This window comes from Streptomyces manipurensis (genome assembly GCF_049570255.1).
Classification (GTDB): Bacteria; Actinomycetota; Actinomycetes; order Streptomycetales; family Streptomycetaceae; genus Streptomyces; species Streptomyces manipurensis.
This window is the reverse complement of sequence record NZ_CP186950.1, coordinates 4,754,973-4,779,629: the sequence shown is the minus strand read 5'-3', so window position 1 is coordinate 4,779,629 and position 24,657 is coordinate 4,754,973. Positions and strand designations below refer to the sequence as shown.

Genomic DNA, 24,657 nt, shown 5'->3' with positions numbered 1-24,657 from the left:
CCCAGGACACAACGCTGCCCCGGCCGCGGGATCGCGGTCGGGGCAGCGCAGGGAATGCAGAGAAGGTGGAAGTGCTGTCAGCGGGTCAGCCGACGACCTTCTTCAGGGCGTCACCCAGGGCGTCCGCCTCATCGGGGGTCAGCTCGACGACAAGCCGACCGCCGCCCTCGAGCGGTACGCGCATGACGATGCCCCGCCCCTCCTTGGTGACCTCGAGCGGGCCGTCGCCCGTCCGCGGCTTCATGGCCGCCATGCTCGTTCCCCTTCCTGAAACCAGCTCATCGTCAGCCGACGGCCCCATTCAGGCGCCTAGTACCCGGCATCGAACACATTGCTTCCCAGCCATTATCCCGCATGTCAGGACCCGATGACCAACATCGCAAGGGAACGCTTGGGCAACGCGCTCGGCCAAAACCACTCATTTCGGGGACCCGCCTGCGATACTTCGCCGCCGCGCACCGGGAACACCTCCGGCTTTCTTTGACGCACATCACATGTGCGCTCCGCGTCCGGTCCGCCATGCTGGCCCTTGCACCGGCCGGTACCGGCCGGTAGCCAAGCCCGCGACGAAGGGGGACCCCCTGCCATGGCCGACAGCGTGCTCTACGAAGTGACGGACGGACTCGCCACCATCACGATCAACCGCCCCGAGGCGATGAACGCGATGAACACCGAGGCCAAGGTCGCCCTGCGCGACGCGGTCCGGGCCGCCGCCGAGGACACCGCCGTCCGTGCCGTCCTGCTGACCGCGGCCGGCGACCGCGCCTTCTGCGTCGGGCAGGACCTCAAGGAGCACATCGGCAACCTGGCGGCGGACCGCGAGACGGGTTCCTCCCTGAGCATGAACACGGTCCGGGAGCACTACAACCCGATCGTGCGGGCGCTGACGGAGATGCCGAAGCCCGTGGTGGCCGGGGTCAACGGCGTCGCGGCCGGAGCCGGCTTCGGCTTCGCGCTGGCGGCGGACTTCCGCGTCGTCGCCGACACCGCCTCCTTCAACACCTCCTTCGCCGGGGTGGCGCTCACGGCCGACTCCGGGGTCTCCTGGACCCTGCCCCGCCTGATCGGCGCCTCGCGCGCCTCGGACCTGCTGCTCTTCCCGCGGTCCGTGAAGGCCCAGGAGGCCTACGACCTCGGCATCGTCAACCGGCTGGTGCCCTCGGAGTCCCTGCACGCCGAGGCCGAGGCCGTGGCCCGCACGCTGGCCGCCGGACCGACCGTCGCCTACGCCGCGCTGAAGGAGTCCCTCGCGTACGGGGCCTCGCACACCCTCGCCGAGTCCCTGGAGCACGAGGACGTCCTGCAGACGCGGGCCGGCGCCTCCGAGGACCACTCCATCGCCGTCCAGGCCTTCCTGGCGAAGCAGCCGCCCCGCTACCTCGGGCGCTGAGGACGCGCGCCGCGGCCCGGCTCAGGCCGGGTCGCGCAGGGCGCAGTCGGCCAGGTGGTCGTTGACCAGCCCGCAGGCCTGCATGAGGGCGTAGGCCGTGGTGGGGCCGACGAAGCGGAGGCCGGCCTTCTTCAGCGCCTTGGCGAGGTCGGTGGACTCGGTGGTGACGGCCGGGACGTCGGCGGTCGTGAGCGGCGCGGGTCCGGGCTCCTCCGGGGCGTGGGACCAGATGAGGGTCTCCAGCTCGCCCTTCTCCCAGCCGGCCAGCACCCGGGCGTTGGCGAGGGTCGCCTCGACCTTGGCCCGGTTGCGGATGATCCCCTCGTCGGCGAGCAGCCGCTCGGCGTCGGCGGCGTCGAACCGGGCGACGGCCTCGATGGAGAAGTCCGAGAAGGCCTTGCGGAAGCCCTCGCGCCTGCGCAGGATCGTCAGCCAGGACAGGCCGGACTGGAACGCCTCCAGGCACAGCCGTTCGTACAGGGCGTCGTCGCCGCGGACCGGGCGGCCCCACTCCGTGTCGTGGTAGGCGACGTAGTCCTCCGTGGACAGGGCCCAGGGGCAGCGCAGCCGCCCGTCCGGGCCGGCCAGGGGGCCGCTCACCGTTCACCGCCCTTGGTCAGGTCCACCCGGGCGGCCGCGTCCTGCGGGGCCGCGGGCGCGGCCGCGCCGCCGGTCAGCTGCGCGATGCGGGCGTCCCGCTCGGCCAGCTCGGCCGCGAGCCGCTCCAGTACGTCGTCCACCTCGGCCATCCGGTAGCCGCGCGGGGCGACGGGCAGGCGCAGCGCGTCGATGTCCGCGCGCACCACGGGCCGGGACTCCGGCAGTCCGTCGGCCACCCGGTCCGGCTCCGCTTCCGGCAGGACGGCCTCCGAGCCGCCGCCGATCACCGCGAGGGTGACCGCTGCCACGACCACGACCAGCGCGATCATCAAGAAGAAGAACACGATCAACTCCCCTGAGAGACTCCGGCCACCAGGTTAAGGTCGCAGGCGAGGCGCAAGGGCCGCCGAAGGAGGAAAGAGCAGGATGCTGCGACTGGGCAGGCGCGAGTTCGACACCCACAAGCCGGTGATCATGGCCATCGTGAACCGGACGCCGGACTCCTTCTACGACCAGGGCGCGACGTTCCGTGACGAGCCGGCGCTGGACCGGGTGGAGCAGGCGGTCGCCGAGGGCGCGGCGATCATCGACATCGGCGGGGTGAAGGCGGGCCCGGGCGAGCACGTGGACGCGGCCGAGGAGGCGCGGCGCACGGTCGGCTTCGTCGCCGAGGTCCGGCGCCGTCACCCGGACGTGGTGATCAGCGTGGACACCTGGCGGCACGAGGTCGGCGAGGCCGTGTGCGAGGCGGGGGCGGACCTGCTCAACGACGCGTGGGGCGGGGTGGACCCGAAGCTGGCCGAGGTCGCCGCGCGCCACGGCGCGGGTCTGGTCTGCACCCACGCGGGCGGGGTCGAGCCGCGCACCCGTCCGCACCGCACGGCCTACGAGGACGTCATGGAGGACATCCTGCGGGTCACGGTCGGCCTGGCCGAACGGGCCGCGGCCCTCGGGGTCCGCCGGGACGCCATCATGATCGACCCGGGCCACGACTTCGGGAAGAACACCCGCCACTCCCTGGAGGCCACGCGCCGGCTGGAGGAGATGACGGCGACGGGCTGGCCGGTGCTGGTCTCCCTGTCGAACAAGGACTTCGTCGGCGAGACGCTCGACAAGCCGGTCAAGGAGCGTCTCCTGGGCACCCTGGCCACCACGGCCGTGTCGGCCTGGCTGGGGGCCCAGGTCTACCGCGTCCACGAGGTCGCCGAGACCCGTCAGGTGCTGGAGATGGTCCGCTCCATCCAGGGCCACCGGCCCCCGGCGGTCGCCCGCCGCGGCCTGGCCTGAACCGGGGCCGCGTGCGGCGGGCGGTCCCGCCGGGACCGCCCGCGTACGGACGGCCGGCTGCTACTTCCCGACTTCCTTCGTCACCAGCGCGATCGCCTCGTCCACGTCGTCGGTGACGTGGAACAGGTAGAGGTCCTTCTCCGAGGCCTTGCCCTGGGCGATCACCGTGCCGCGCAGCCAGTCGACCAGCCCGCTCCAGTACTCCGTGCCGAACAGCACGATCGGGAAGCGGGTGATCTTCTGGGTCTGGACCAGGGTGAGCGCCTCGAAGAGCTCGTCGAGCGTGCCGAGGCCGCCCGGCAGCACGACGAACCCCTGGCTGTACTTCACGAACATCGTCTTGCGGACGAAGAAGTAGCGGAAGTTCAGCCCGAGGTCGACGTGCTGGTTCAGCCCCTGCTCGAAGGGGAGCTCGATGCCGAGGCCGACCGAGATGCCGTTCGCCTCGCGCGCGCCCTTGTTGGCCGCCTCCATAGCGCCCGGACCGCCGCCGGTGATCACCGCGAATCCGGCGTCCACCAGCGCGCCGCCGATCCGCACGCCGGCCTCGTACTCCGCGGAGCCCGCGGGTGTGCGGGCCGATCCGAAGACGCTGATCGCCGGCGGCAGCTCGGCGAGCGTGCCGAAGCCCTCGATGAACTCCGACTGGATGCGCAGGACCCGCCAGGGATCGGTGTGCACCCACTCGGTGGGACCGGCCGAGTCCAGCAGCCGCTGGTCCGTCGTGCTTCCCGCCTGCACCTGGCCGCGCCTCCTCAGCACGGGCCCGAGCTGCTGCTCCTCGGGCCGGCGGCGAGCAGTCCCGTCGGAGTTGCTGGGGTTGCCCATGTTGTGCTCCCTCCTGCTGATCGTTGGATCAGAGTAGGCGCACGAAGGTGACGGCAAGCGGAATTCAGGAGGTCAGCCAGGCACGGAGTCGTTCCTCGCAGTGCAGGATCGCCTTCGTCTCGACGCGCTCGTCGACCTTGTGGGCCAGCAGGGCGTCACCCGGGCCGTAGTTGACCGCCGGCACGCCGAGCGCGCTGAAGCGCGAGACGTCCGTCCAGCCGAACTTGGGCATGGCGTGCCCGCCGACCGCCTCCATGAAGGCCGCGGCCGCCGGGTGCGACAGACCGGGCAGGGCGCCCGGGGAGGAGTCGTCGACCACGAACTCGGCGATGTCGCAGTCCGCGAAGACCTCGCGCACGTGCGCGAGCGCGTCGGCCTCGGTGCGGTCCGGCGCGTAGCGGAAGTTGACCGTCACGGTGCAGGCGTCGGGGATGACGTTGTTGGCGACGCCCCCCTCGACGCGGACCGCGTTGAGTCCCTCGTGGTACTCCAGGCCGTCGATGACCGGCTTGCGGGGCTCGTAGGACGCGAGCTTCGCGAGGATCGGGCCCGCCGTGTGGATGGCGTTGGAGCCCATCCAGCTGCGGGCGGAGTGGGCGCGCTCGCCGCGGGTGCGCAGCAGGACCCGCAGGGTGCCCTGGCAGCCTCCCTCGACCTCGGCGTTCGAGGGTTCCAGCAGGACGGCGAAGTCGCCCGCGAGCCAGTCGGGGTGGGCCTCGGCGACCTTGCCGAGGCCGTTGAGGTCGGCGGCGACCTCCTCCTGGTCGTAGAAGACGAAGGTGAGGTCGCGGTTGGGCTCGGGCACGGTCGCGGCGATGCGCAGCTGCACGGCGACGCCGGACTTCATGTCGGTGGTGCCGCAGCCCCACAGGACGTCGTTCTCGTCGAGGCGGGACGGCACGTTGTCGGCGATCGGCACCGTGTCGAGATGGCCGGCGAGGACGACGCGCTCGGCGCGGCCGAGGCGGGTGCGTGCGACGACGTTGTTGCCGAAACGTTCCACGGCGAGGTGGGGCAGGCGGCGCAGCGCCTCTTCCACGAGGTCGGCGAGGACCTTCTCGTCGCCGCTCACGGAGGGGATGTCGACGAGCCGGGCGGTCAGCTCGGCGGCGTCCAGGGTGAGGTCCAGCTCGGATTCGGACATGGAACTGACCCTAACGCCCCAGGGTGTGGCGAAGCGTCCCGCGTCCGGCCGCCGGACGCGTCATATGCCTCAAGTACGGTGGGCCGCGTGTCCGAGATCCGTGTTCCCCGTCCTCGCCGCCGCAGGCCGCTGCGTACGGTCGTCGGTCTGCTCGTTCTCCTCGCGGTGATCGGGTACTTCGCCGTGCAGCGCGCCTCCAACGGCGGCGGTGCACCGTACTGCGTGGCCAGTGCGCAGGCGTCCGCTCCGGGCGGTTCCGCCGAAACGTACGAGATGTCCCCGGAGCAGGCGGCGAACGCGGCGACCATAGCCGCCGTCGGCATCGCCAAGGGGCTGCCCGACCGGGCGGTGACCATCGCGCTGGCGACGGCCATGCAGGAGTCCGCGCTGCGCAACCTCGACCACGGCGACCGCGACTCGCTGGGCCTGTTCCAGCAGCGCCCGTCGATGGGCTGGGGCACCCCGGAGCAGATCACGGACCCGGTCTACTCGGCCGCGATCTTCTACGACCACCTGGTCGACGTGCCGGGCTACTCCCGGCTGCCGCTGACCGTGGCGGCGCAGAAGGTCCAGCGCAGCGGCTACCCGCAGGCGTATGCCAAGCACGAGCCGGACGCGACCGTGCTGACGGCCGCGTTCGGCGGGGCAGGCTCGGTGGACTGCGGCGGGCCGGCGCCCACCGAACCCGGCGATCCGCAGCGGGTGCGGGACGGCCTGGACCGGATCTTCGGCAAGGACGCCCTGCACACCGTCCGCCCGCAGGGTGAGCAGGCCGGGCAGGCCGGCCGGAGCACGGGCGGGGGCGGCGCGGAGCCCGAGGTCACCCTGGTGGAGAAGCGGGACGGCGGCGAGAGCGCCGCGCGGCACAGCCGGGCGATGGCCCACTGGGCGGTGGCCAACTCGCGCGAGCTCGGGATCTCCAGGGTCTCCTACGGGCAGCGCGAATGGGTCGCGGGCCAGGACCGCGGCCGCTGGCAGGACCGGGACGGCGCGGACGCGAAGAACGGCGCGGACGACCCGCGCGGAGCCGGGCCGGGCGAGGTCCGCATCTTCCTGTCGCGCGGCACCCGCTGACGCCGTCCGCGGCGGTCCGCGGGCGCCGCGGAGGGCCCGGCAGCGCGTACGAACGATCACCCCTGCGGGGGTGATCACCTCCGCGGGGCCCGGCCCGGGAAACGGGTCGAAGCCCTGGTCGGCGCAGCTTCCACGCCCTCACCGCCCGGACCGATTAAACGATGCGTTACCGATCCTTTACCCGGCGGCGCCGCAACTCCTCCCGCCCCGCGAGCGGTTAGTCAGGCCGTACTCAGCCGCTACCGCTTAGGAGCATCATGTCCCTCCCCCTGACCCGTCGGATCGCCCGTGCCGCGCTGCTCGTCGCAGCCGGGGCAGCGCCCGTGGTCGGTGCCGCCGGCGCTGCCAACGCCGCCGGTCTGGAGTCCGTGCCGCAGCTGGGCGCACTCACCGCCACCGACGCCCCCGCCGCCGCCTCGGACGCGACGGGCTCGGCCACGGACGTCGTGAACACCGCGGGCGAGGCCGCCAAGACCCTGCCCGCGCCCGCCTCCGACGTGGCCGGCGCCGCCGGCGGTCTGCTGGGCGGGCTGCCGACGACCCAGCAGCTGCCCGTCTCCTCGCTGCCCTCCGAGGGCGTCCTGCCGGCGGGTCTGCCCGGCGGCCTGCCGGGCGGGCTGCCCGGGGGCCTGCCGCTCGGCGGCTGATCACCGCGCGTACGCCGAGGGGGCCGGGAGTGCGAACTCCCGGCCCCCTCGGGCCGTTCCGGCCGCGGCCACGGCCGTAGCCGCTCAGCCGAGGCGCTTGACCGCCGCCTCCACGCGCTCGTCGGTGGCGGTGAAGGCGACGCGCACGTGCCGCGCGCCCGCCTCCCCGTAGAAGTCGCCCGGCGCGACCAGGATGCCCCGCTCCGCGAGGTGGGCGACGGTGTCCCAGCAGGGCTCGTCCCGGGTCACCCACAGGTAGAGGCTGGCCTCGCTGTGCTCGACCCGGAAGCCGTGCGCCTCCAGGGCCGTGCGCAGCGCCGCACGGCGCGCCGCGTAGCGCCGGCGCTGCTCCTCGACGTGCAGGTCGTCGCCGAGCGCCGCCACCGTGGCCGCCTGCACCGGGGCGGGGGTCATCATGCCGCCGTGCTTGCGGATCTCCAGCAGCTCCCCGAGGACGGCCGCGTCGCCCGCGACGAACGCGGCGCGGTAGCCCGCCAGATTGGAGCGCTTGGAGAGGGAGTGGACCGCGACGATCCCCTCGTACGAGCCTCCGCACACCTCGTCGTGCAGGACCGAGACGGGCTCCGCCTCCCAGCCCAGCTCCAGGTAGCACTCGTCGCTGAAGACCAGGATCCCGTGCTCACGCGCCCAGGCCACGATCCGGATCAGCTCCTCCTTGGGGAGGACCTGCCCGGTGGGGTTGGACGGGGAGTTGAGCCACAGCAGCTTCACGCCGGCCGGATCGAGCGCGGTCGGGTCGTCGTAGACCACGGCCTGCGCGCCGCACAGCCGGGCGCCCACCTCGTACGTCGGGTAGGCGAGGCGGGGGTAGGCGACCTTGTCGCCGGCACCGAGGCCCAGCTGGGTCGGCAGCCAGGCGACCAGCTCCTTGGAGCCGACGACGGGCAGGACGTTGCGGTGCTCCGCGGCGCTCGCGCCCAGGCGGCCGCGCACCCAGCCGGTGATCGCGTCGCGCAGGGCGGGCGTCCCCCACACCGTCGGGTAGCCCGGGGAGTCCGCCGCGTCGATCAGGGCCTGCCGGATCAGCTGCGGGACCGGGTCCACGGGCGTGCCGACCGACAGGTCGACGATGCCGTCGGCGTGCGCCGCGGCCGTCTTCTTGTACGGCTCCAGCTTGTCCCAGGGGAAGGCGGGAAGACGGTCGGATACTGCGGCCACGGTGGTCTCTGCTCTCTCTGCGGGCTGGGGTGCGGGTCGGAAAACACTTCGGTCCCGTGCGGCGGGAAGGCCGTACGGGACCGAGGGGCGCTGCTGCCGGGAAGGGTCAGTGCTCGCCGTTGATGCCGGCGGGCAGCCCGGCGACGAAGGGGTGGTCGCGCTCGATCAGGCCCAGCTTGGAGGCACCACCGGGCGAACCGAGCTCGTCGAAGAACTCGACGTTCGCCTTGTAGTAGTCCTTCCACTCCTCCGGGGTGTCGTCCTCGTAGAAGATGGCCTCGACCGGGCAGACCGGCTCACACGCGCCGCAGTCGACGCACTCGTCCGGGTGGATGTACAAGGACCGCTGGCCCTCGTAGATGCAGTCGACGGGGCACTCTTCGATGCATGCCTTGTCCTTGACGTCGACACAAGGCTCCGCGATGACGTAGGTCACGCTCTCGTTCCTCCTCGGTAGGGCTTTCCATATCGCGCGGGAGCGCGGCGTCGTCGATGCCCGCACCTAGTATCTCCGTTCCCGGGCACGATCCGAACAGGAGGGGCGGACAGAGCTGTGGAAATCACTGCCGGAGGGCTGCTGGAGGTCCGAATCACCCCGGCTGACGTGGGTAAACGTGTCTCTGTACGACGGGTGGAGGCCGGACTGAGCGGATCACCCGAGTTCACGGACACGATCGGCGTTCTCACATCCTGGGACCAGGGTGTGCTGCTGATCACAAAGAAGGACGGCCGGTCCGTCCGGATCGCGCAGTCCTCGCTGGTCGCGGGCAAGGTCGTGCCCGCGGCGCCGGCCCGCAGACGGGGCCCGGCGGCCTCCTTCGAGGAGCTCTCGCGGGTAGCGGCGCGGTCCTGGCAGCCGCTGGAGAGCGAGCGGCTCGGCGGGTGGACGCTGCGCTCGGCCGCCGGATTCACCCGGCGGGCCAATTCGGTGCTGCCGGAGGGCGAGCCCGGGATACCCCTGGACGACGCACTCGCGCGGGTGACCTCCTGGTACGCCCGCCGGGACCTCCCGGCGTACGTGCAGGCCGCCACGGGGGCCGCCGGTACGCAGGAGCTGCTCTGCGCCGAGCTGGAGCGGCGCGGCTGGGTGTCCGAGGCGTCGGCCGAGGTACGGATCGGGGCGCTGGCCCCGGTGGGCGACGTGGACGCGCCCGCGAGCGGGTCCGTACGTCTGACCCGCGTCCCGGACGAGGAGTGGCTCGGCCGCTACGGGCGGGTGGACGACCCGGAGGTGGCGCGACGGGTCCTCGTGGAGGGGCCGTCGGTGTGGTTCGCCTCGCTGGAGGGCGGCCGCGCCGTGGGACGGTGCGTGGTGGACGGCCGGTGGGCCGGGTTCGCCGCGGTCGCCGTCGATCCCGCGCACCGGCGGCAGGGCCTGGCGACGGCGGTGATGGCGGCGCTGGCGCGGCGGGCGCTGGAGGAGGGTGCCTCGGCCGCCTGGCTGCAGGTCGAGACGGACAACGCGGACGCCCTCGCGCTGTACGACCGCCTGGGCTTCGCCGCGCACCACGCCTACCACCACTACCGGGCGCCCCGGTGAACCCGCAGGAGCGCCGCGAGCGCTTCGCGGCGGAGGCCCGGTCGGAACGGCCCGACCTGGTGCTGCTGTGCCTGCTGCTGGCCGCCGAGGCCGATCCGGAGCTCGACGAACGGGCCCTGGACTGGGCGCAGATCGAGCTGGACCGGATCGCCGGGATGCTGCCCTACGGGCTGCGCGGCGGAGCGGCCTGGGCCTCCGCGGTCACGGAACTCCTCGGCGGGCGCCTGGGCTTCCACGGCACTCCGGCCGACTACGACAAGCTGTCGTCCTCGCTGCTGCACGAGGTGCTCCGGCGGCGGCGCGGCCTGCCGATCCTGCTGTCCGTGGTGTGGCTGGAGGTGGCCCGCCGGGCCGGGGCGCCGGTGTACGGCCTGGGCCTGCCGGGGCACTTCGTGGTCGGCTTCGGAGACCCCGCGGAGGGCCTGGTGGTGGACCCGTTCGCGGGCGGGGCCTCGCTGGGCACCGGCCCCGCCGAGCTGGCGTCGGGACCGCGCACCCCGGCCCGGACGCTGGACATCGTGCTGCGGATCCTGACCAACATCCGCGCCTGGGCGGCCACCCGTCCGGAGCAGTCGGGGGTGGCCCTGTGGGCCCTGGAGCTGTCCCTGCTGCTGCCCTCGCACCCCGCGTCCCTGCGCTACGAGCGGGCCCGCCTGCTGGTGGAGCGGGGGGCCTTCCGGGAGGGTGCGGCGGAACTCGACGCGTACGCGGTGGTGGTGTCGGCGGTGGACGCGGACGCCGCGGCCCGGGTCCGTGCCGAGGCGGCCGCGGCGCGCGCGCTGATGAACTGAGACCGTCCCCCTCCGGATCCGCGCACGCCGCCGCCCGCCCCGTACGGATGCGGGGCGGGCGGCGGTGTGCGGTCCTGACGGGCGGGGCGTCAGCTGGGGTCGGTGTCGATGACCACGGTGCGCTCCGCGGCCGTCTTGCCGCGCAGGGCCTTGCCGAGCGCGCCGGCGACGTCCTGCGGGGTGACCGCCGTCTTCGCCCCGGTGCCGCGGGTGATCTGGACGCCGTCGAAGGTGCTGCCGTAGGCCGCCTTGAGGGCGTCCAGGTCGAACTTCTCCGTCAGCCGGCCGTCGACCGCCTGCATGCTGAGGAACTTCGGCAGGGACAGCTTGCCGAAGGCGATGGACTTGCCGCCGGCCTTGACGGTGGCGTTCGCGGACATCGCGGGCTCGGCGAACTCCTTCATGGCGCGGTCCAGTTCGGCCTGGCCGACGCTCGGCTCCTTGGCCGCCGTCGGCAGCTCGGCCACGCCCGGCTTGCCGGTGGCGACCTGGTCGCGGAAGGCCTTGGTGACCAGGTCGACGGACGCGTCCACGTCCAGGGTGGTGCCCGCCTTGCCGGGGACGGCGACGGCCTTGCCGGTGTCGAAGGTGATCGTCGCCTCGGTGACGGAGCCCGAGGTGCCCGCGAGCTCCTCCAGCGCGTCCCGCAGCTTCTCCTCGTCGACCGGCATGACCGGGTCGGCGACCCGCTCGTTGCCGAGGAGGGAGCCGATGACGGTGACGGGGTTGTAGTCGCTGCCGGCGGCGTTGCGGACCGTGGTCGGACCGTCCAGGCTCAGGCCGGCCTTCTCGGGCTTCAGCTCGACCTGCTTGCCGCCGACGCCGACCTGGATCGGGGCGGCGGCCCGGGTGCCGAAGGCGATCTGCAGCTTGGAGACGGCCTCGTCGCGGCTGCCGCCGATGTCGACGCCGAGGACGGTGGTCCCCTTCGGGACGTCGGAGTGGTTCAGGAGCAGCCCGGCGCCGTAGGCCACACCGACCAGGGCGATGATGCCGCCGCCGACGAGGACCAGCTTGGAGCGGCCCTTCTTCTTGGCGGGCTTGGCATCGGCCTTCGGCTGCGCGGGCGCGGGACGCGGGGCGGCGGGGGCGGGAGCCGGTACGGGCGTCGCCAGCGGGCCGTCCAGGTCGGGGCCGGGCCAGGCGTCGGGCGCGGCGGGCGCGCCGACGGCGCCGGAGCCGAAGCCCGGGCCGCCCGTCGGGCCGGCCGGGCCGGGGTCCTGGCTGCCGAAGGCGGGGAACGCCTCGGTGACGGGTCCGGTGTCCGTGCCGTCGTTGCCGTACGCCGGGAAGCCCTGGGTCGACCCGACACCCGGGCCGCCGACAGCGGGGGCGGGGGCGGGCGGCTGGGCGTAGCCCGCGCCGAAGTCGGCGACCGGCGGCGGCGGGGTGCGCGGCGGCGCGTAGGCGGCGTCGGGACCCTGCGCCTGGGGCTGGGGTGCCTGCGCCTGCGGGCGGGCCGGCGGCGGGAAGCCCGCGGCGGGACCGGCCTGCGGGGCGGGTCCGGGGGTCGGCGTCACGCCGGGCACGCGCCGGGCGAGCGGCGGCGGGGCCGCGGCGGCCTCCGGCATCTGCGCGGGCGCCGCGGACGGCGGCGGCGTCGGGGCGGGCTGCTTGCGCGGGGCGAACCAGTTGTTCGCGGCGGGCTGCTCGCCCTCGGCGCCGGGCGCCCCTTCCGGTTCCGGCGCGGCCTGGATCCGGGTCGGCTGCGGGCGCGGCGGGAGGGCCGGCCTGGTCTCCCGGGCCGGCGCGGCGTCCTGCTGCGGGGCCGGCTCCTGTCCCCCGGTGTCGGACGAGCCGGAGTTGGTGCCCATCGCCTTGCGCACGACCACCGGCGGAATCGGCCGCGAACCGGGGATGTTGATCCGGATCCGGGTCGTCAGGGTGGTCTCGGTCTTGGGCCCGTCGGATTCGGGCGTGGACGGCTTGGAAGTCACAGGGTTCTCCTCCGGGGCGGTCGCCGCGCCAGGCCCGGGTGGCACAGTCGTGGACGGGGACTGGCCGGTTCCGTACGGCGGGGTACCCGAGGGGTAGGCGGCTCCTCCGGACCCCTTGGGCCCGGAGGACGAACTGTCGGTTTCACGACTCAAGGCAGGTTCTCCCGGTTGGCTCCGCCGCCCGTCATACCGTGCGCGGGCAGCTCGGCGGCCCGTCCACCATACTGGCCGCCGCCCGCGGGCAACTGTCCGCCGGGAATCAGGGGTTCCCCGGACCTGCCGCCAAACCCCCCTGAACCGCCCCGCGGGCGGTGCCGCGCACCGGACGGCCGGATCGCCTACGGCGTCCGACATCACGTCACTTGGCAGGCCCCGAGGCCGAAACCGGCCGATCGGCCGGAAGGCGCATCGTGGCACACATCACAGCCAGTACGGTTCCACCCAAAAGGTAGACGTACATACCGATTCCGGACGAACTGAGGATGAAGTCCCCCTCCGGCCGCGGGGCGCCGAGCAGCACGTAGGAGAGGAACCAGCCGGCCGCGGCGCCGCCGACGCCGAAGCCGGTCCCGAGGGAGATCCGGCCGCCGAGGAACAGCCCGAAGAGGGCGAGGAGGGCGAGCAGCAGCCCGCCGGGGAACCACAGGTCCACCACGAGCCAGCCGGCCGCGCCGGTCAGCACTCCGAGGACGAGCAGCGCGAGGGCTCCCGCGACCCGCGCCACCGTGGGCTTCGTGGTCATGCGTCGACCCCCGCGAAGAGGTCGTGCTCGCGCCGGCCCGCCGGGGCGCCCGGCCGACCCGCGACGAGCTCGTAGTACTCGCGGGCGAACAGCGGCTGCGCCAGGTCGTTGGAGAGCGCGAAGAAGGGCCCGTCGACGGCGATCTGGGTGGCGTGGGCCCGCATGGCGGCCGCCTTGGCCGCCACGAGGGCCTCGTCGGCGTCGATCTCGGCGGTGATCCGGGCGTCGTCGACGACGCCCGGCACGTCCCCGGGCGAGGCGACGCCGGGGAAGGCGACCGCGTCGCCCGCGGCGGCCAGCCGGGCGAAGCCCTCCTCGACCACCGAGAGCGGTACCCGGTTCCAGTAGATCTTCCCGACCGTGTGCGGCGCGCCGAGGTCGCGCCGGTAGGCGGTCTCGGCGGCCAGTTCGGCGGCGCGCATGGCCACGCGGTGGGCCTGGATGTGGTCGGGGTGCCCGTACCCGCCGTCCGGGTCGTAGGTGACGAGCACCTGCGGGCGCAGCTCGCGGATCACCGCGACGAGGTGGGCGGCGGCCTCGTCGACGTCGGCGGCCCAGAAGGCCCCGGGGCGGCGGTTCTGCGGGGCGCCCATCATGCCGGAGTCCCGGTAGCGGCCGGGGCCGCCGAGGAACCGGTGGTCGTGGACGCCCAGTTCGGCCATGGCGGCGGCGAGCTCGCCGATCCGGTGCGCGCCGAGGGTGTCCTCGCGGTCGGCCGCCAGATGGGCGAGCCCGGGCGGGATGACCTCGCCCTCCTCGCCCAGGGTGCAGGTCACCAGCGCGACGTGGGCGCCCTCGGCCGCGTACTTGGCCATGGTGACGCCGTTGTTGATCGACTCGTCGTCCGGGTGCGCGTGCACGAAGAGCAGACGACGGGCGGGAAGACCGTTCATGGGCCTAGCGTAGGGGGTGCTCCGCCGCAGGCCGGGCCCGCCCGTCCGGCCCGGCGGGCCGGACGGGAACGCACCCCGCGGCCGCGGGGCCCCGCTAGAACTTCAGGCCGCTGATCATGCTCGCCACGTTCGAGGTGAGCTGGCTGAGGGTCGGGGCGATGGTGGAACTCGCCAGGTAGAAGCCGAGCAGCACACAGACCACCGCGTGCCCTGCCTTCAGGCCCGCCCTGCGGACCAGCAGGAAAACGATGATCGCCAGCAGCACCACGGCTGAGATCGAGAGTGCCACGGCGTTTCACCTCCACGTCGAGCGGACATCGGTCGCGTATTCGTGCTCGGCGAGAGTCATACCCACCGTGCGCTACGGATCATAACTATCCGTGCCAGCGCATCGATCGAAATCCGGCAGCACGAGGGGCGCATGGCGCGCACGGCCGGGGTCACACAGAGGCCGGCCGGGGGGTGATTGCGCCCCCCGGCCGGCTGTCGGCACCCGCACGGCCGCACGGCGTCCAGGCTGCACGCCCCAGATCTCGGGGCAGAAACGGTCAAGTTGCCCGCAGGTAAACCGAGTTGGGCCCTCCCGACCGTCTCGCCATGTGGGACCCCGCGGGTGGCCGGAAATCATCGGTCCACGGGACCCCTTCCCTCACGCGGGGGCCGCTCCCGGCTCCGGCGGCGGCGCGGGCGGAACCACCTGTTTCTCGGCGGCGAAGTGACACGCCGACGGGTGCGCCGCGGGCCCCGAGGCGAAGGCCTGCGGCACCGCGAGCAGCGGGACCTCCGCCGCACAGCGGTCCTCGGCCTTCCAGCAGCGGGTGCGGAAGGGACACCCCGACGGCGGGTTCGCCGGGGAGGGGACGTCACCGGAGAGGATGATCCGTTCGCGGTGGGCGCGCGCCTCCGGGTCGGGGACCGGGACGGCCGAGAGCAGTGCCTGGGTGTACGGGTGGGTGGGGTGCTCGTAGATCTCGGTGTCGGTGCCGATCTCGACGACCCGGCCGAGGTACATGACGCCCACGCGGTCGGAGATGTGCCGCACGATCGACAGGTCGTGGGCGATGAAGACGTAGGACAGGTCGAATTCGCTCTGGAGTTTCTCCAGCAGGTTGACGACCTGCGCCTGGACGGAGACGTCCAGGGCGGAGACGGGCTCGTCGGCGACGATGATCTCGGGGCGCAGGGCGAGGCCGCGGGCGATGCCGATGCGCTGGCGCTGGCCGCCGGAGAACTGGTGCGGGTAGCGGTTGACGTACTCGGGATTGAGGCCGACGACCTCCAGCAGCTCCTGGACCCTGCGCCGCCGGTCGCCCTTCGGGGCCACCTCCGGGTGGATCTCGTACGGCTCGCCGATGATGTCGCCGACGGTCATGCGCGGGTTCAGGGAGGTGTACGGGTCCTGGAACACCATCTGGATGTTGCGGCGCACGGCCTTCAGCGCCCGCCCCGACAGCCGGCTGATGTCCTGGCCCTTGTAGAGGATCGAGCCGGCCGTCGGCCGCTCCAGGTTGACCAGCATCCTGGCGACCGTCGACTTGCCGCAGCCGGACTCGCCCACGATGCCCAGGGTCTCGCCCGCCCGCAGGCCGAAGGAGACCCCGTCGACGGCCTTCACCGCGCCGACCTGCTTCCTGAACAGCACCCCCTGGGTCAGCGGGTAGTGCTTGACCAGGTCCTTGACCTCCAGAAGGGACTCAGCCACGGAGGCACTCCTTCCAGAAGTGGCAGGCGCTGGCCCGCGGCACCGGCGACTGCGTCACCTCGTACAGCGGCGGGACGTCGGTGCGGCAGACCTCCTGCGCCATCGGGCAGCGCGGGTTGAAGGCGCAGCCGGGCGGGATGCGGAGCAGGTTGGGCGGCAGGCCCTTGATCGCGTAGAGCTCCTGGCCCTTCTGGTCCAAGCGCGGGATGGAGTCCAGCAAGCCGCGCGTGTACGGGTGGGCCGGGGCCTTGTAGATCTCGTGGACGGGGGCCGTCTCGACGATCCGGCCGGCGTACATGACCGCGATCTTGTCGGCGACGTCGGCCACCACCCCGAGGTCGTGGGTGATCAGGATGAGGCCCATGTTGAGCTCCCGCCGGAGCTCGGCCAGCAGGTCCATCACCTGCGCCTGGACGGTGACGTCCAGGGCGGTCGTCGGCTCGTCCGCGATGATCAGCGAGGGCTCCAGGGCCAGCGCCATGGCGATCATGATGCGCTGGCGCATGCCTCCGGAGAACTGGTGCGGGTAGTCCCCCACCCGCGCCTTCGCCGCAGGGATCTTCACCCGGTCCATCAGCTCGACGGCCTTGGCCCGGGAGTCCTTGCGGGACATCCCGCGGTGGACCTCGTACATCTCGCCGAGCTGCTTGCCCACGCTGAGCACGGGGTTGAGGGAGGACAGCGCGTCCTGGAAGATCATCGCCATCTCGGCGCCGCGGATCCGGCGCCGCTCCTCCTCCTTCATCTTCAGCAGGTCGCGGCCCTTGAAGAGGATCTCGCCGCCCGCGATCCGGCCCGGCGGCATGTCCAGGATCCCCATCACGGCCTGCGCCGTCACCGACTTGCCGGAGCCGGACTCGCCGAGCACGGCGAGTGTCTGGCCCTCGTCCACCGAGTAGTCGACCCCGTTGACCGCCTTCGCGACGCCGTCGCGCGTCGTGAATTCCACGTGCAGGTCGCGGACTTCGAGCAGCATCTACGGGGCTCCTCAGCGCAGCTTGGGGTCGAGGGCGTCGCGCACCGCGTCGCCGAGCATGATGAAGGCGAGCACGGTCAGGCTCAGGGCTCCGGCCGGCCACAGCAGCATGTGCGGCGCGTTGCGGATCTGCGGGGCCGCGTTGGAGATGTCGATGCCCCAGGAGACGGTGGGCGGGCGCAGGCCGACGCCCAGGAAGGACAGGGTGGCCTCCAGGGCGATGTACGTGCCGAGCGCGATGGTGGCGACGACGATCACCGGGGCGACGGCGTTGGGCGCCACGTGCCGCAGCAGCATCCTGCCGTTGCCGGCGCCCAGGGCTCGGGCGGCCTGGACGTAGTCGTTCTGTTTCGCGGTGATCACCGAACCGCGGGCGATGCGGGCGATCTGCGGCCAGCCCAGGAGCACGATGAAGCCGACCACCGGCCAGACGGTGGTGCTGGTGACGACGGACAGGAAGACCAGGCCGCCGAGGACCACCGGGATGCCGAAGAAGATGTCGGCCACGCGGGAGAGCAGCGAGTCGCTCCAGCCGCCGAAGAAGCCGGCGAGCCCGCCGAGGGCGGAGCCGAGCAGGGCGGCGCCGAGGGTGGCGCAGACGCCGACGGTGATGGAGGCGCGGGCCCCGTAGACGGTGCGGGTGTAGACGTCGCAGCCCTGCCGGTCGAAGCCGAAGGGGTGGCCCGGCTCCGCCCCCTCCTGGGACTTGGACAGGTCGCACTGGAGCGGGTCGCCGGAGGCGATGAGCTGGGGCCAGATCGAGATGACGACGAGGAAGAGGATGAGCAGCGAGGAGAGGACGAAGACGGGGTTGCGGCGTAGCTGGTGCCAGGCGTCGGACCACAGGGAGCGGGCCCGTTCGGCGGGGGCCGGCCCGACGGGTCCGGTGGTCTTCTCGATCCCTTCCACGCTCTCGGCCTCGTCCAGGGCGAGATCCATCGGCCCCCCTTGGCCGGTGGGCGACACGGCTTCCTTCGGGCGGGGTCCCACGGGGTCGTAGCCTCCGGGCTCGGGGCGCTCGGGATCAGGCATAACGGATCCTCGGGTCCAGGACCGCGTAGAGCAGGTCGACGAGCAGGTTCGCCAGCAGGAAGACGATGACGAGGATGGTCACGAAGCCGACGACCGTGGGCGAGTTGTTGCGCAGGATGCCCTGGTAGAGCTGGTAGCCGACGCCGTGGATGTTGAAGATCCGCTCGGTGACGATGGCGCCGCCCATCAGGGCGCCGATGTCGGTGCCGATGAAGGTGACCACCGGGATCAGCGAGTTGCGCAGCAGGTGGCGGGTGACGACCCGGTGGCGGGGCAGGCCCTTGGCGACGGCGGTGCGGACGTAGTCGGCCTTGACGTTCTCGGCGATGGAGGTGCGCGAGAGGCGGGTGACGTACGCCAGGGAGACCAGGGCGAGGACGATGCCGGGCAGGATCAGCTCGTTGAGGGGGGCGTCCGGCGAGACGGTGGGCCGTACCCAGCCCCATTTGACGCCGAAGACGAACTGCAGCAGGTAGCCGGTGACGAAGGTGGGCACCGAGATGACGACCAGGGTGAGCACGAGCACGGAGGTGTCGACGGTCTTGCCGCGGCGCAGGCCGCTGAGCACGCCGAGGGTGATGCCGATGACCACCTCGAAGAAGATCGCGACCAGGGTCAGCCGCAGGGTGACCGGGAAGGCGCTGGCCATCAGCTCGGTGACGGACTGTCCGTTGAAGGCCGTGCCGAAGTCGCCCTGGAAGATCTGCCCCATGTAGTGGAGGTACTGCTTCCACAGGGGCTGGTCGAGGTAGAGGTCCTTGCGGATGCGGGCGGCGGTGGCGGGATCGGGGGCCTTGTCGCCGAAGAGGGCCGCGACCGGGTCACCGAGCGCGTACACCATGAAGAAGATCAGGAACGTGCTGCCGATGAACACCGGGATCATCTGGAGCAGCCGCCGGATCACATAACGTCCCATGGAGTGCTCCATGCTGTTGGCGGGCGCGGCGGGCCCCCCGCACGGCGGGGGGCCCGGATCCGGAAGGGGTCAGGAGACCTTGATCTGGTCGTACACGGGGACGCTGAACTGGTTGAGGGTCACGTCCGAGAGCCGCTCGGAGTAGCCGGCGCTGCCGTTCTGGTACCAGAGCGGGATGGCCGGCATCTGCTCGGCGAGGATCTTCTCCGACTCCTGGAAGGTGGCGGTGGCCTTCGCCGCGTCGCTCTCCCGGTTCGCCTCGTCGACCAGGGTGTCGAACTCCTTGTTGCTGAACTTGCCGTAGTTGGAGGAGGCGCCGGTGTAGTAGAGCGGCTCGAGGAAGTTCTGGATCAGCGGGTAGTCGGCCTGCCAGCCGGAGCGGAAGGGCCCGGTCAGCTTGTAGCTGCTCTGCTGGTTGCGGAAGTCGGCGAAGGTCCCGACCGGGTTGACGGTGCAGACCGGTCCCTCGCCCAGCGCGTTGTTGACGCTGTTGCAGACGGCGTCCATCCAGTCGCGGTGCGATCCGGTGTCCACGTTGGAGGTCAGCGTGACCTTGCCGCCGGGCAGGCCGCCGCCCTCCTGGATGAGCTTCTTGGCCTCGGCCGGGTCGTAGACGCAGGCGTCGCCGCAGGCCGTCGAGGAGAAGCCGCCCTTCTCGCCGAGCGCGGGCGAGGTCCAGTCCTTCGCCGGGGTCCGGGTCTCCTGGAAGATCTGCTGGGTGATCTCGTCGCGGTTGATGGCCCGGGAGATGCCCTGGCGGACCTTCTCCATGCCGGGCTTGCTCCACTGCGGGTCGTACAGCGGGAAGGTGAGGGTCTGGATGATGAGGGCCGGCTGGTTGATGTACCGGTCGCCGAGGTCGTCCTTGACGTTCTTCAGCTGCTGCGCGGGGACGTCGTCGACGAGGTCGAGGTTGCCGGAGATCAGGTCGGTGTAGGCGGTGTTGTTGTCGGTGTAGACCTTCAGGTCCACGCCGCCGTTCTGCGCCTTGTCCGTGCCCGGGTAGGCGTCCCACGCGCGCAGCTTCATCCCGGTGCCCTTGGTGTAGGAGTCCACCAGGTACGGGCCGTTGCCGACGGGCTTGTCCAGCCAGCCGGCGTGGTCGGTGAAGAAGGACCGGGGCAGCGGGGAGAAGGCCTGGTAGCCGAGGGTCTCGGGCCAGGTGGAGAACTTGTCCTTGAGGGCGACGGTGAAGGTCTTGGGATCCTTGACGACCAGCCCGGACATCGTCTTCGCCTTGGGTTCCCCGGACGCCGGGTGGACGTCGTCGTAGCCGACGATGTCGGAGAAGAAGGGCGAGTTGTTCTGCTTGTTGCGCACGTCGGCGCCGTAGTTCCAGGCGTCCACGAAGGACTGGGCGGTGACCGGCTCGTCGTTGCTGAACTTCCAGCCGTCCTTCAGGGTGACGGTGAAGTTCTGGCTGTCGGTGGTCTGGATCGACTCGGCGAGCATGTTCTTCGCCTCGCCGGTCTTGGGGTCGTAGCGCTTGAGGCCCCGGAAGAGCATGTCGAGGACCTTGCCGCCCTGCACCTCGTTGGTGTTCGCGGGCTCCAGCGGGTTCTGCGGGTCACCCCAGGACGAGCTCACGATCCCCGCGTCGCCGCCGCCGCTGTCGCTCCCGCCGCCGCAGGCCGTCGCCGCGAGGGCGACGGCCACCGCACATGCGGCCCACTTGGCGTGGGTGGCTCCGCGCATGGAGTGCCTCCTATGGATCCCAAGATTCACTTAGGGGCCAATGTCACCCCACGTGGGGGTTCCCGCACTCCTCGTTGGACCGATTGCACCCGCGCGTCACGCCCCTGTCACTCCTGCGAGTGCAAAGCCAGCTCCCACGCGTCGACGCCGTAGTGACGGACCATGCCGTGCGCCTCGTAGAGGGCGAGCGCCCCGGTCTCGTTGAGGGTGTCCACGCCCAGGCCGAGGGTGTCCCGGCCGCGGCCCGCGTAGGTGGCGAAGCCGTGGCGCAGCAGGAAGCCGCCGATGCCCCGGCCGCGCAGGTCCCCCCGTACGCCGAGGTGGCTGACCCAGGCCATGCTCGTCCGGTCGTCGCGGGTGAGCAGCACGGCCACGTCGCCCTCCTCGGGGAGGCTCGCGATCCACACCAGGGACCAGTCGAGCCTGCGGCCCTCGACGTGGTCCAGCCAGGTCTCGTACGGGCGGTACACATGGCCGAAGTGCGCGGCGAAGGTCTCCTCCACCAGGGCGTGGGCCCGGCGGCGGTCGGCCTCGTCGTCGCCGCAGTGGCGCAGGGTCAGTCCGGCCGGCGCGGCGGGCGGGCGGTCGGCGGACGCGGACAGGGTGCGGGTCATGACCTGGAAGCGGCGGACGGTGCGGTAGCCGCGGCAGGCCAGGAGGGCCAGGTCGAGGGTGGGTTCCACGTTGAGCTGCAGCTTGAGGGTGCCCTTGCCTCCGGTGATCTCCCGGGCCCGGGTCTCCATCCGCTCCAGCAGCAGGGTGGCGGCCTCGTCGTGGCCGGGGAGCACGTAGTGGTCCCCGTCGACGCGGCCCGGCCCGGAGTCGGCCCAGACGAGGGCGTACGCGACGAGCCGGCCGTCCTCGAAGGCGAGCCAGGAGTCGGTGGCGAGGTCGATGTCGGGGGCGCCCAGGTCCGACTCGACGGTGCCGAGGTCGGTGTCCGGGCGGCCGATCTCGATCATGTCGACGGCGTTGAGCAGGGCGCAGACGTCGGCCGCGTCCCCGGGCCCGGCGGGCCGTACGGTGAGGGTCATCCCGCTACCTTCCGGTCCCCGCTCCCGGGGCCGCAACCGGTTTCCGGGGACGGGGGCGACCCCGCCCGGCGGGGCGCCGGCGCCGCGACGCGGAAACGGCCGGTCCCCGGCGCCGTGCGGCGCCGGGGACCGGCCGTGTGCGTGGAGCGGGCGCGGATCAGACCGCCAGGATCGCCTTCTCCTCGGCGAAGTGGCACGCCGACTCGTGCGCCGCGGGGGTGTTGATCCCCTTGAAGCGCTCCGGGATCGCCAGCAGCGGCTCCTCGGTGGAGCACTTGTCCTGGACCTTCCAGCAGCGGGTGCGGAAGCGGCAGCCCGACGGCGGGTTGGCCGGGGACGGGACGTCACCGGTGAGGATGATGCGCTCGCGGGACTCGCGGACCTCGGGGTCCGGGACCGGGACCGCCGACAGCAGCGCCTGGGTGTAGGGGTGCGTCGGGTGGTCGTAGATCTGCGCGTCGGTGCCGATCTCGGCCATCTTGCCGAGGTACATGACGCCGACGCGGTCCGAGATGTGCCGGACGATCGACAGGTCGTGCGCGATGAAGATGTAGGACAGGTTGAACTCGTCCTGCAGCTTCTCCATCAGGTTGATGACCTGCGCCTGCACCGACACGTCGAGCGCGGAGACCGGCTCGTCGCAGATGATGATCTCCGGGTTGAGCGCGAGGCCGCGGGCGATGCCGATGCGCTGGCGCTGACCGCCGGAGAACTGGTGCGGGTAGCGGTTGATGTACTCCGGGTTCAGACCCACGACGTCCAGGAGCTCCTGGACCTTGCGGCGCCGGTCGCCCTTCGGGGCCACCTCGGGGTGGATCTCGAAGGTCTCCCCGATGATGTCGCCGACCGTCATGCGCGGGTTCAGCGAGGTGTACGGGTCCTGGAACACCATCTGGATGTTGCGGCGGACGGCCTTCAGCGCGCGCCCGGACAGCTTGGTGATGTCCTGGCCCTTGTAGAAGACCTCACCGGCGGTGGCCCGCTCCAGGTTCATCAGGAGCTTGGCGACCGTGGACTTGCCACAGCCGGACTCGCCCACGATGCCCAGGGTCTCGCCCTGGTACAGGTCGAAGGACACGCCGTCGACGGCCTTGACCGCGCCGACCTGCTTCTTGAAGAGGATGCCCTGGGTCAGCGGAAAGTGCTTGACCAGGTTGCGCACCTGGAGGATCGGCTCGCGCTCGGTGGTGTTCTTGCTGAGCTCAGCCATGGATCTGGTCCTTCCAGAAGTGGCACGCGCTCCCGCGGCCGGGCAGTTCGGTGCCGTCCAGCTCGGTGACCGGGTGCAGGACCGGGATCTCCGTACGGCAGATGTCCTGCGCCTTGGGGCACCGGGGGCTGAAGGCACAGCCCGTCGGGATGCGGAGCAGGTTGGGCGGCAGGCCCTTGATCGCGTAGAGCTCCTGGCCCTTCTGGTCCAGGCGCGGGATCGAGTCGAGCAGGCCCCGGGTGTACGGGTGCGAGGGGCGCTTGTAGATCTCGTGGACCGGAGCGGTCTCGACGATCCGGCCCGCGTACATGACCGCGATCTTGTCCGCGACGTCGGCGACGACGCCGAGGTCGTGGGTGATCAGGATCAGGCCCATGTTCATCTCGCGCTGGAGCTCCGCGAGCAGGTCCATGACCTGGGCCTGGACCGTCACGTCGAGGGCCGTGGTGGGCTCGTCGGCGATGATCAGGTCCGGCTCCAGGGCCAGCGCCATGGCGATCATGATGCGCTGGCGCATACCGCCGGAGAACTGGTGCGGGTAGTCCCCCACGCGCGCCTTGGCGGCGGGGATCTTCACGCGGTCCATGAGCTCGATGGCCTTGGCCTTGGCGTCCTTCTTGGACATGCCGCGGTGGACCCGGAACATCTCGCCGAGCTGGTCGCCCACCGAGTAGACCGGGTTCAGCGAGGACAGCGCGTCCTGGAAGATCATCGCCATCTTGTCGCCGCGGAGCTTGCGCCGCTCCTCGTCGGACATCTTGAGGATGTCCTTGCCGTGGAAGCGCACCTCGCCGCCGGCGACCCGTCCGGGCGGGCTGTCGAGGATGCCCATGATCGCCTGCGCGGTGACGGACTTGCCGGAGCCGGACTCGCCGAGCACGGCGAGGGTCTCGCCGGCGCTGACGCTGTAGCTCACGCCGTTGACGGCCTTGGCGACCCCGTCACGGGTCTTGAACTCGACCTGGAGGTTGTCCACCTCCAGCAGCGGCACGGCGGACCCGCCGCGCGTCTCCGCAACGCTGAGAATCTCCGACGTCGTCACGCCGCCACCTTCGTCCTGCTTGCTGATGTTGTCTCGGAGCATCGGGCGGCCCTACCGCAGCTTCGGGTCGAGCGCGTCACGCAGGCCGTCGCCGACGAAGGCGAAGCCGAGCACGGTGACGACGACGAAGAGGCTGGGGTACAGCCACAGGTAGTCGTGGACGCCGATGAAGGCCTGACCGGCCGCCAGCATGTTGCCCCACTCCGGGACGTCGACCGGGACACCGGCGCCGAGGAAGGAGAGGGCCGCGACGCCGATGATCGTGGTGCCGACGTTGAACGTCGCGTAGACCAGGACGGGGGTCAGCGAGTTGGGCAGGATGTGCGTGCGGACGATCCGGCCGCCGCTGGCGCCGAGCGCCTTGGCCGCGTGGACGTAGTCCATCTCGCGCACCGACAGGATCGAGCTGCGCAGCAGTCGGGAGACGGTCGCCCACGAGAACACCGCGAGCGAGATGATCACCGGGGTGATGCCGCGGCCGGTGACCAGGATGATGACGACGGCACCGATCATCAGCGGGAACGCGAGGAAGACGTCCGCGATGCGCATGACGAGGGTGTCGGCGAAGCCGGCGAAGTAACCGGCGATGGCGCCGAGGGCGACACCGATCAGCACGGCGAAGAAGATCGAGGCGAGGCCGACGAACATGGCCACGCGGGTACCGGCTATGAGGCGCGAGAACATGTCGCGGCCCAGGGCGTCGGTGCCCATCCAGTGCGTGCCGTTGGGCGACGCGAGGGTGTTCTCGAGGTCCTGCGCACCGGGGTCGAACGGCGTGAACATGTTGCCGAAGATCGCGGTGATGAACAGCAGGGAGATGATCACGAGACCGACGACGGCCAGCTTGTTCTGGACGAAGCGGTGGCGGATCTCGGCCCACTGGGTGAGCTGCTTGGGGGTTGCTTCGGGGGCGGCCGGGGCGGCCGGCACGGGGCTCTCGTCCCCGATCGCCGGGCTCTTGACGAGCTCAGACATGAGGAAATCCTCCTTGGGGGCGG

26 protein-coding genes are annotated in these 24,657 nt (G+C 71.9%); 6 read left to right on the top strand and 20 right to left on the bottom strand.

The annotated features are described in order from the left end of the window. Positions 1–85 precede the first annotated feature (85 nt). A complete protein-coding gene (locus ACPU2J_RS22260; RefSeq protein ID WP_003966491.1) occupies positions 86–253 on the bottom strand; it encodes a DUF3117 domain-containing protein in 168 nt (55 codons plus the stop codon). Positions 254–586: 333 nt separating this feature from the next. Between ACPU2J_RS22260 and ACPU2J_RS22255 the strand changes: the two genes are divergently transcribed. Next, on the top strand, positions 587–1,390 hold the full coding sequence (locus tag ACPU2J_RS22255; protein WP_423833874.1) for an enoyl-CoA hydratase/isomerase family protein: 804 nt from the start codon (positions 587–589) through the stop codon (positions 1,388–1,390). Between the two features lie 21 nt (positions 1,391–1,411). Here the strand turns inward: ACPU2J_RS22255 and ACPU2J_RS22250 are convergent, their stop codons facing one another. Continuing rightward, positions 1,412–1,990, bottom strand: a complete 579-nt coding sequence (locus tag ACPU2J_RS22250; RefSeq protein ID WP_423833873.1) for a DNA-3-methyladenine glycosylase I — start codon at positions 1,988–1,990, stop codon at positions 1,412–1,414. Continuing rightward, positions 1,987–2,340 (bottom strand): DivIVA domain-containing protein, encoded by a 354-nt coding sequence (locus ACPU2J_RS22245; RefSeq protein WP_365069736.1) that lies wholly within the window; start codon positions 2,338–2,340, stop codon positions 1,987–1,989. The genes ACPU2J_RS22250 and ACPU2J_RS22245 overlap by 4 nt, the downstream gene beginning before the upstream one ends. Positions 2,341–2,416: 76 nt before the next feature. On the opposite strand from ACPU2J_RS22245, the gene folP reads away from it, so the two are divergent. Beyond that, positions 2,417–3,277, top strand: a complete 861-nt coding sequence (gene folP, locus ACPU2J_RS22240) for a dihydropteroate synthase (RefSeq protein WP_423833872.1) — start codon at positions 2,417–2,419, stop codon at positions 3,275–3,277. A gap of 60 nt (positions 3,278–3,337) precedes the next feature. Here folP and ACPU2J_RS22235 read toward each other — a convergent pair whose 3' ends face one another. Together ACPU2J_RS22235 and dapE are read right to left on the bottom strand one after the other, a co-directional pair. Further along, positions 3,338–4,105 (bottom strand): TIGR00730 family Rossman fold protein, encoded by a 768-nt coding sequence (locus tag ACPU2J_RS22235; protein WP_361590410.1) that lies wholly within the window; start codon positions 4,103–4,105, stop codon positions 3,338–3,340. Between the two features lie 64 nt (positions 4,106–4,169). Then, a complete protein-coding gene (gene dapE, locus ACPU2J_RS22230; protein WP_420079697.1) occupies positions 4,170–5,249 on the bottom strand; it encodes a succinyl-diaminopimelate desuccinylase in 1,080 nt (359 codons plus the stop codon). A gap of 87 nt (positions 5,250–5,336) precedes the next feature. On the opposite strand from dapE, the gene ACPU2J_RS22225 reads away from it, so the two are divergent. Both ACPU2J_RS22225 and ACPU2J_RS22220 read left to right on the top strand, forming a co-directional pair. Beyond that, complete coding sequence (locus ACPU2J_RS22225; protein WP_389069046.1) at positions 5,337–6,323, top strand: hypothetical protein; 987 nt, start codon at positions 5,337–5,339, stop codon at positions 6,321–6,323. Between the two features lie 257 nt (positions 6,324–6,580). Further along, a complete protein-coding gene (locus tag ACPU2J_RS22220) occupies positions 6,581–6,970 on the top strand; it encodes an ATP-binding protein (protein ID WP_361590416.1) in 390 nt (129 codons plus the stop codon). An 84-nt stretch (positions 6,971–7,054) separates the two neighbouring features. Here ACPU2J_RS22220 and dapC read toward each other — a convergent pair whose 3' ends face one another. Together dapC and fdxA are read right to left on the bottom strand one after the other, a co-directional pair. Next, positions 7,055–8,149, bottom strand: coding sequence for a succinyldiaminopimelate transaminase (gene dapC, locus ACPU2J_RS22215; protein ID WP_361590418.1), 1,095 nt, complete (start codon positions 8,147–8,149; stop codon positions 7,055–7,057). Between the two features lie 106 nt (positions 8,150–8,255). Further along, positions 8,256–8,585, bottom strand: a complete 330-nt coding sequence (fdxA, locus tag ACPU2J_RS22210; RefSeq protein WP_030027294.1) for a ferredoxin — start codon at positions 8,583–8,585, stop codon at positions 8,256–8,258. A gap of 117 nt (positions 8,586–8,702) precedes the next feature. Between fdxA and ACPU2J_RS22205 the strand changes: the two genes are divergently transcribed. Beyond that, entirely contained in the window at positions 8,703–9,689 is a 987-nt protein-coding gene (locus ACPU2J_RS22205) for a GNAT family N-acetyltransferase (RefSeq protein WP_423833871.1), read from the top strand. Then, positions 9,686–10,480 (top strand): transglutaminase-like domain-containing protein, encoded by a 795-nt coding sequence (locus ACPU2J_RS22200; RefSeq protein ID WP_365069741.1) that lies wholly within the window; start codon positions 9,686–9,688, stop codon positions 10,478–10,480. Before ACPU2J_RS22205 ends, ACPU2J_RS22200 begins: the two co-directional genes overlap by 4 nt. Before the next feature lie 89 nt (positions 10,481–10,569). Here ACPU2J_RS22200 and ACPU2J_RS22195 read toward each other — a convergent pair whose 3' ends face one another. The 13 genes from ACPU2J_RS22195 to ACPU2J_RS22135 form a co-directional block, all read right to left on the bottom strand. Next, positions 10,570–12,570 carry a peptidoglycan binding domain-containing protein gene (locus tag ACPU2J_RS22195; RefSeq protein WP_423833870.1) on the bottom strand — a complete coding sequence of 667 codons (2,001 nt, stop codon included), beginning with the start codon at positions 12,568–12,570 and terminating at the stop codon, positions 10,570–10,572. A 205-nt stretch (positions 12,571–12,775) separates the two neighbouring features. Next, positions 12,776–13,159, bottom strand: coding sequence for a DUF6113 family protein (locus tag ACPU2J_RS22190; protein WP_423833869.1), 384 nt, complete (start codon positions 13,157–13,159; stop codon positions 12,776–12,778). After that, positions 13,156–14,052 carry an N-acetyl-1-D-myo-inositol-2-amino-2-deoxy-alpha-D-glucopyranoside deacetylase gene (gene mshB, locus ACPU2J_RS22185; protein WP_420079701.1) on the bottom strand — a complete coding sequence of 299 codons (897 nt, stop codon included), beginning with the start codon at positions 14,050–14,052 and terminating at the stop codon, positions 13,156–13,158. Before mshB ends, ACPU2J_RS22190 begins: the two co-directional genes overlap by 4 nt. A gap of 94 nt (positions 14,053–14,146) precedes the next feature. Further along, positions 14,147–14,341: a hypothetical protein gene (locus ACPU2J_RS22180; RefSeq protein ID WP_030012369.1), complete on the bottom strand. Its 195-nt coding sequence runs from the start codon at positions 14,339–14,341 to the stop codon at positions 14,147–14,149. Positions 14,342–14,701: 360 nt separating this feature from the next. Next, on the bottom strand, positions 14,702–15,754 hold the full coding sequence (locus ACPU2J_RS22175) for an ABC transporter ATP-binding protein (protein WP_361590434.1): 1,053 nt from the start codon (positions 15,752–15,754) through the stop codon (positions 14,702–14,704). Then, on the bottom strand, positions 15,747–16,730 hold the full coding sequence (locus ACPU2J_RS22170) for an ABC transporter ATP-binding protein (protein WP_361590437.1): 984 nt from the start codon (positions 16,728–16,730) through the stop codon (positions 15,747–15,749). Before ACPU2J_RS22170 ends, ACPU2J_RS22175 begins: the two co-directional genes overlap by 8 nt. A gap of 12 nt (positions 16,731–16,742) precedes the next feature. Then, positions 16,743–17,669 (bottom strand): ABC transporter permease, encoded by a 927-nt coding sequence (locus tag ACPU2J_RS22165; protein ID WP_365488532.1) that lies wholly within the window; start codon positions 17,667–17,669, stop codon positions 16,743–16,745. Between the two features lie 85 nt (positions 17,670–17,754). Next, positions 17,755–18,678, bottom strand: a complete 924-nt coding sequence (locus tag ACPU2J_RS22160; protein ID WP_361590443.1) for an ABC transporter permease — start codon at positions 18,676–18,678, stop codon at positions 17,755–17,757. 69 nt (positions 18,679–18,747) lie between these two features. Continuing rightward, positions 18,748–20,373, bottom strand: a complete 1,626-nt coding sequence (locus ACPU2J_RS22155) for a peptide ABC transporter substrate-binding protein (protein ID WP_423833868.1) — start codon at positions 20,371–20,373, stop codon at positions 18,748–18,750. A 107-nt stretch (positions 20,374–20,480) separates the two neighbouring features. Continuing rightward, positions 20,481–21,407 (bottom strand): GNAT family N-acetyltransferase, encoded by a 927-nt coding sequence (locus tag ACPU2J_RS22150; RefSeq protein WP_423833867.1) that lies wholly within the window; start codon positions 21,405–21,407, stop codon positions 20,481–20,483. 157 nt (positions 21,408–21,564) lie between these two features. Continuing rightward, positions 21,565–22,617 (bottom strand): ABC transporter ATP-binding protein, encoded by a 1,053-nt coding sequence (locus ACPU2J_RS22145; protein WP_399310346.1) that lies wholly within the window; start codon positions 22,615–22,617, stop codon positions 21,565–21,567. Beyond that, positions 22,610–23,593 (bottom strand): ABC transporter ATP-binding protein, encoded by a 984-nt coding sequence (locus ACPU2J_RS22140; protein ID WP_423834995.1) that lies wholly within the window; start codon positions 23,591–23,593, stop codon positions 22,610–22,612. The genes ACPU2J_RS22145 and ACPU2J_RS22140 overlap by 8 nt, the downstream gene beginning before the upstream one ends. Positions 23,594–23,710: 117 nt before the next feature. Continuing rightward, positions 23,711–24,634 (bottom strand): ABC transporter permease, encoded by a 924-nt coding sequence (locus tag ACPU2J_RS22135; protein WP_365069754.1) that lies wholly within the window; start codon positions 24,632–24,634, stop codon positions 23,711–23,713. Positions 24,635–24,657: the final 23 nt, after the last annotated feature.

Coding starts and splice junctions, on each gene's coding strand:
- ACPU2J_RS22260 (WP_003966491.1), bottom strand. CDS start 253: ATGGCGGCCATGAAGCCGCGGACGGGCGACGGCCCGCTCGAGGTCACC.
- ACPU2J_RS22255 (WP_423833874.1), top strand. CDS start 587: ATGGCCGACAGCGTGCTCTACGAAGTGACGGACGGACTCGCCACCATC.
- folP (WP_423833872.1), top strand. CDS start 2,417: ATGCTGCGACTGGGCAGGCGCGAGTTCGACACCCACAAGCCGGTGATC.
- ACPU2J_RS22235 (WP_361590410.1), bottom strand. CDS start 4,105: ATGGGCAACCCCAGCAACTCCGACGGGACTGCTCGCCGCCGGCCCGAG.
- dapE (WP_420079697.1), bottom strand. CDS start 5,249: ATGTCCGAATCCGAGCTGGACCTCACCCTGGACGCCGCCGAGCTGACC.
- ACPU2J_RS22220 (WP_361590416.1), top strand. CDS start 6,581: ATGTCCCTCCCCCTGACCCGTCGGATCGCCCGTGCCGCGCTGCTCGTC.
- ACPU2J_RS22190 (WP_423833869.1), bottom strand. CDS start 13,159: ATGACCACGAAGCCCACGGTGGCGCGGGTCGCGGGAGCCCTCGCGCTG.
- mshB (WP_420079701.1), bottom strand. CDS start 14,052: ATGAACGGTCTTCCCGCCCGTCGTCTGCTCTTCGTGCACGCGCACCCG.
- ACPU2J_RS22170 (WP_361590437.1), bottom strand. CDS start 16,730: ATGCTGCTCGAAGTCCGCGACCTGCACGTGGAATTCACGACGCGCGAC.
- ACPU2J_RS22165 (WP_365488532.1), bottom strand. CDS start 17,669: ATGGATCTCGCCCTGGACGAGGCCGAGAGCGTGGAAGGGATCGAGAAG.
- ACPU2J_RS22160 (WP_361590443.1), bottom strand. CDS start 18,678: ATGGGACGTTATGTGATCCGGCGGCTGCTCCAGATGATCCCGGTGTTC.
- ACPU2J_RS22155 (WP_423833868.1), bottom strand. CDS start 20,373: ATGCGCGGAGCCACCCACGCCAAGTGGGCCGCATGTGCGGTGGCCGTC.
- ACPU2J_RS22150 (WP_423833867.1), bottom strand. CDS start 21,407: ATGACCCTCACCGTACGGCCCGCCGGGCCCGGGGACGCGGCCGACGTC.
- ACPU2J_RS22145 (WP_399310346.1), bottom strand. CDS start 22,617: ATGGCTGAGCTCAGCAAGAACACCACCGAGCGCGAGCCGATCCTCCAG.
- ACPU2J_RS22135 (WP_365069754.1), bottom strand. CDS start 24,634: ATGTCTGAGCTCGTCAAGAGCCCGGCGATCGGGGACGAGAGCCCCGTG.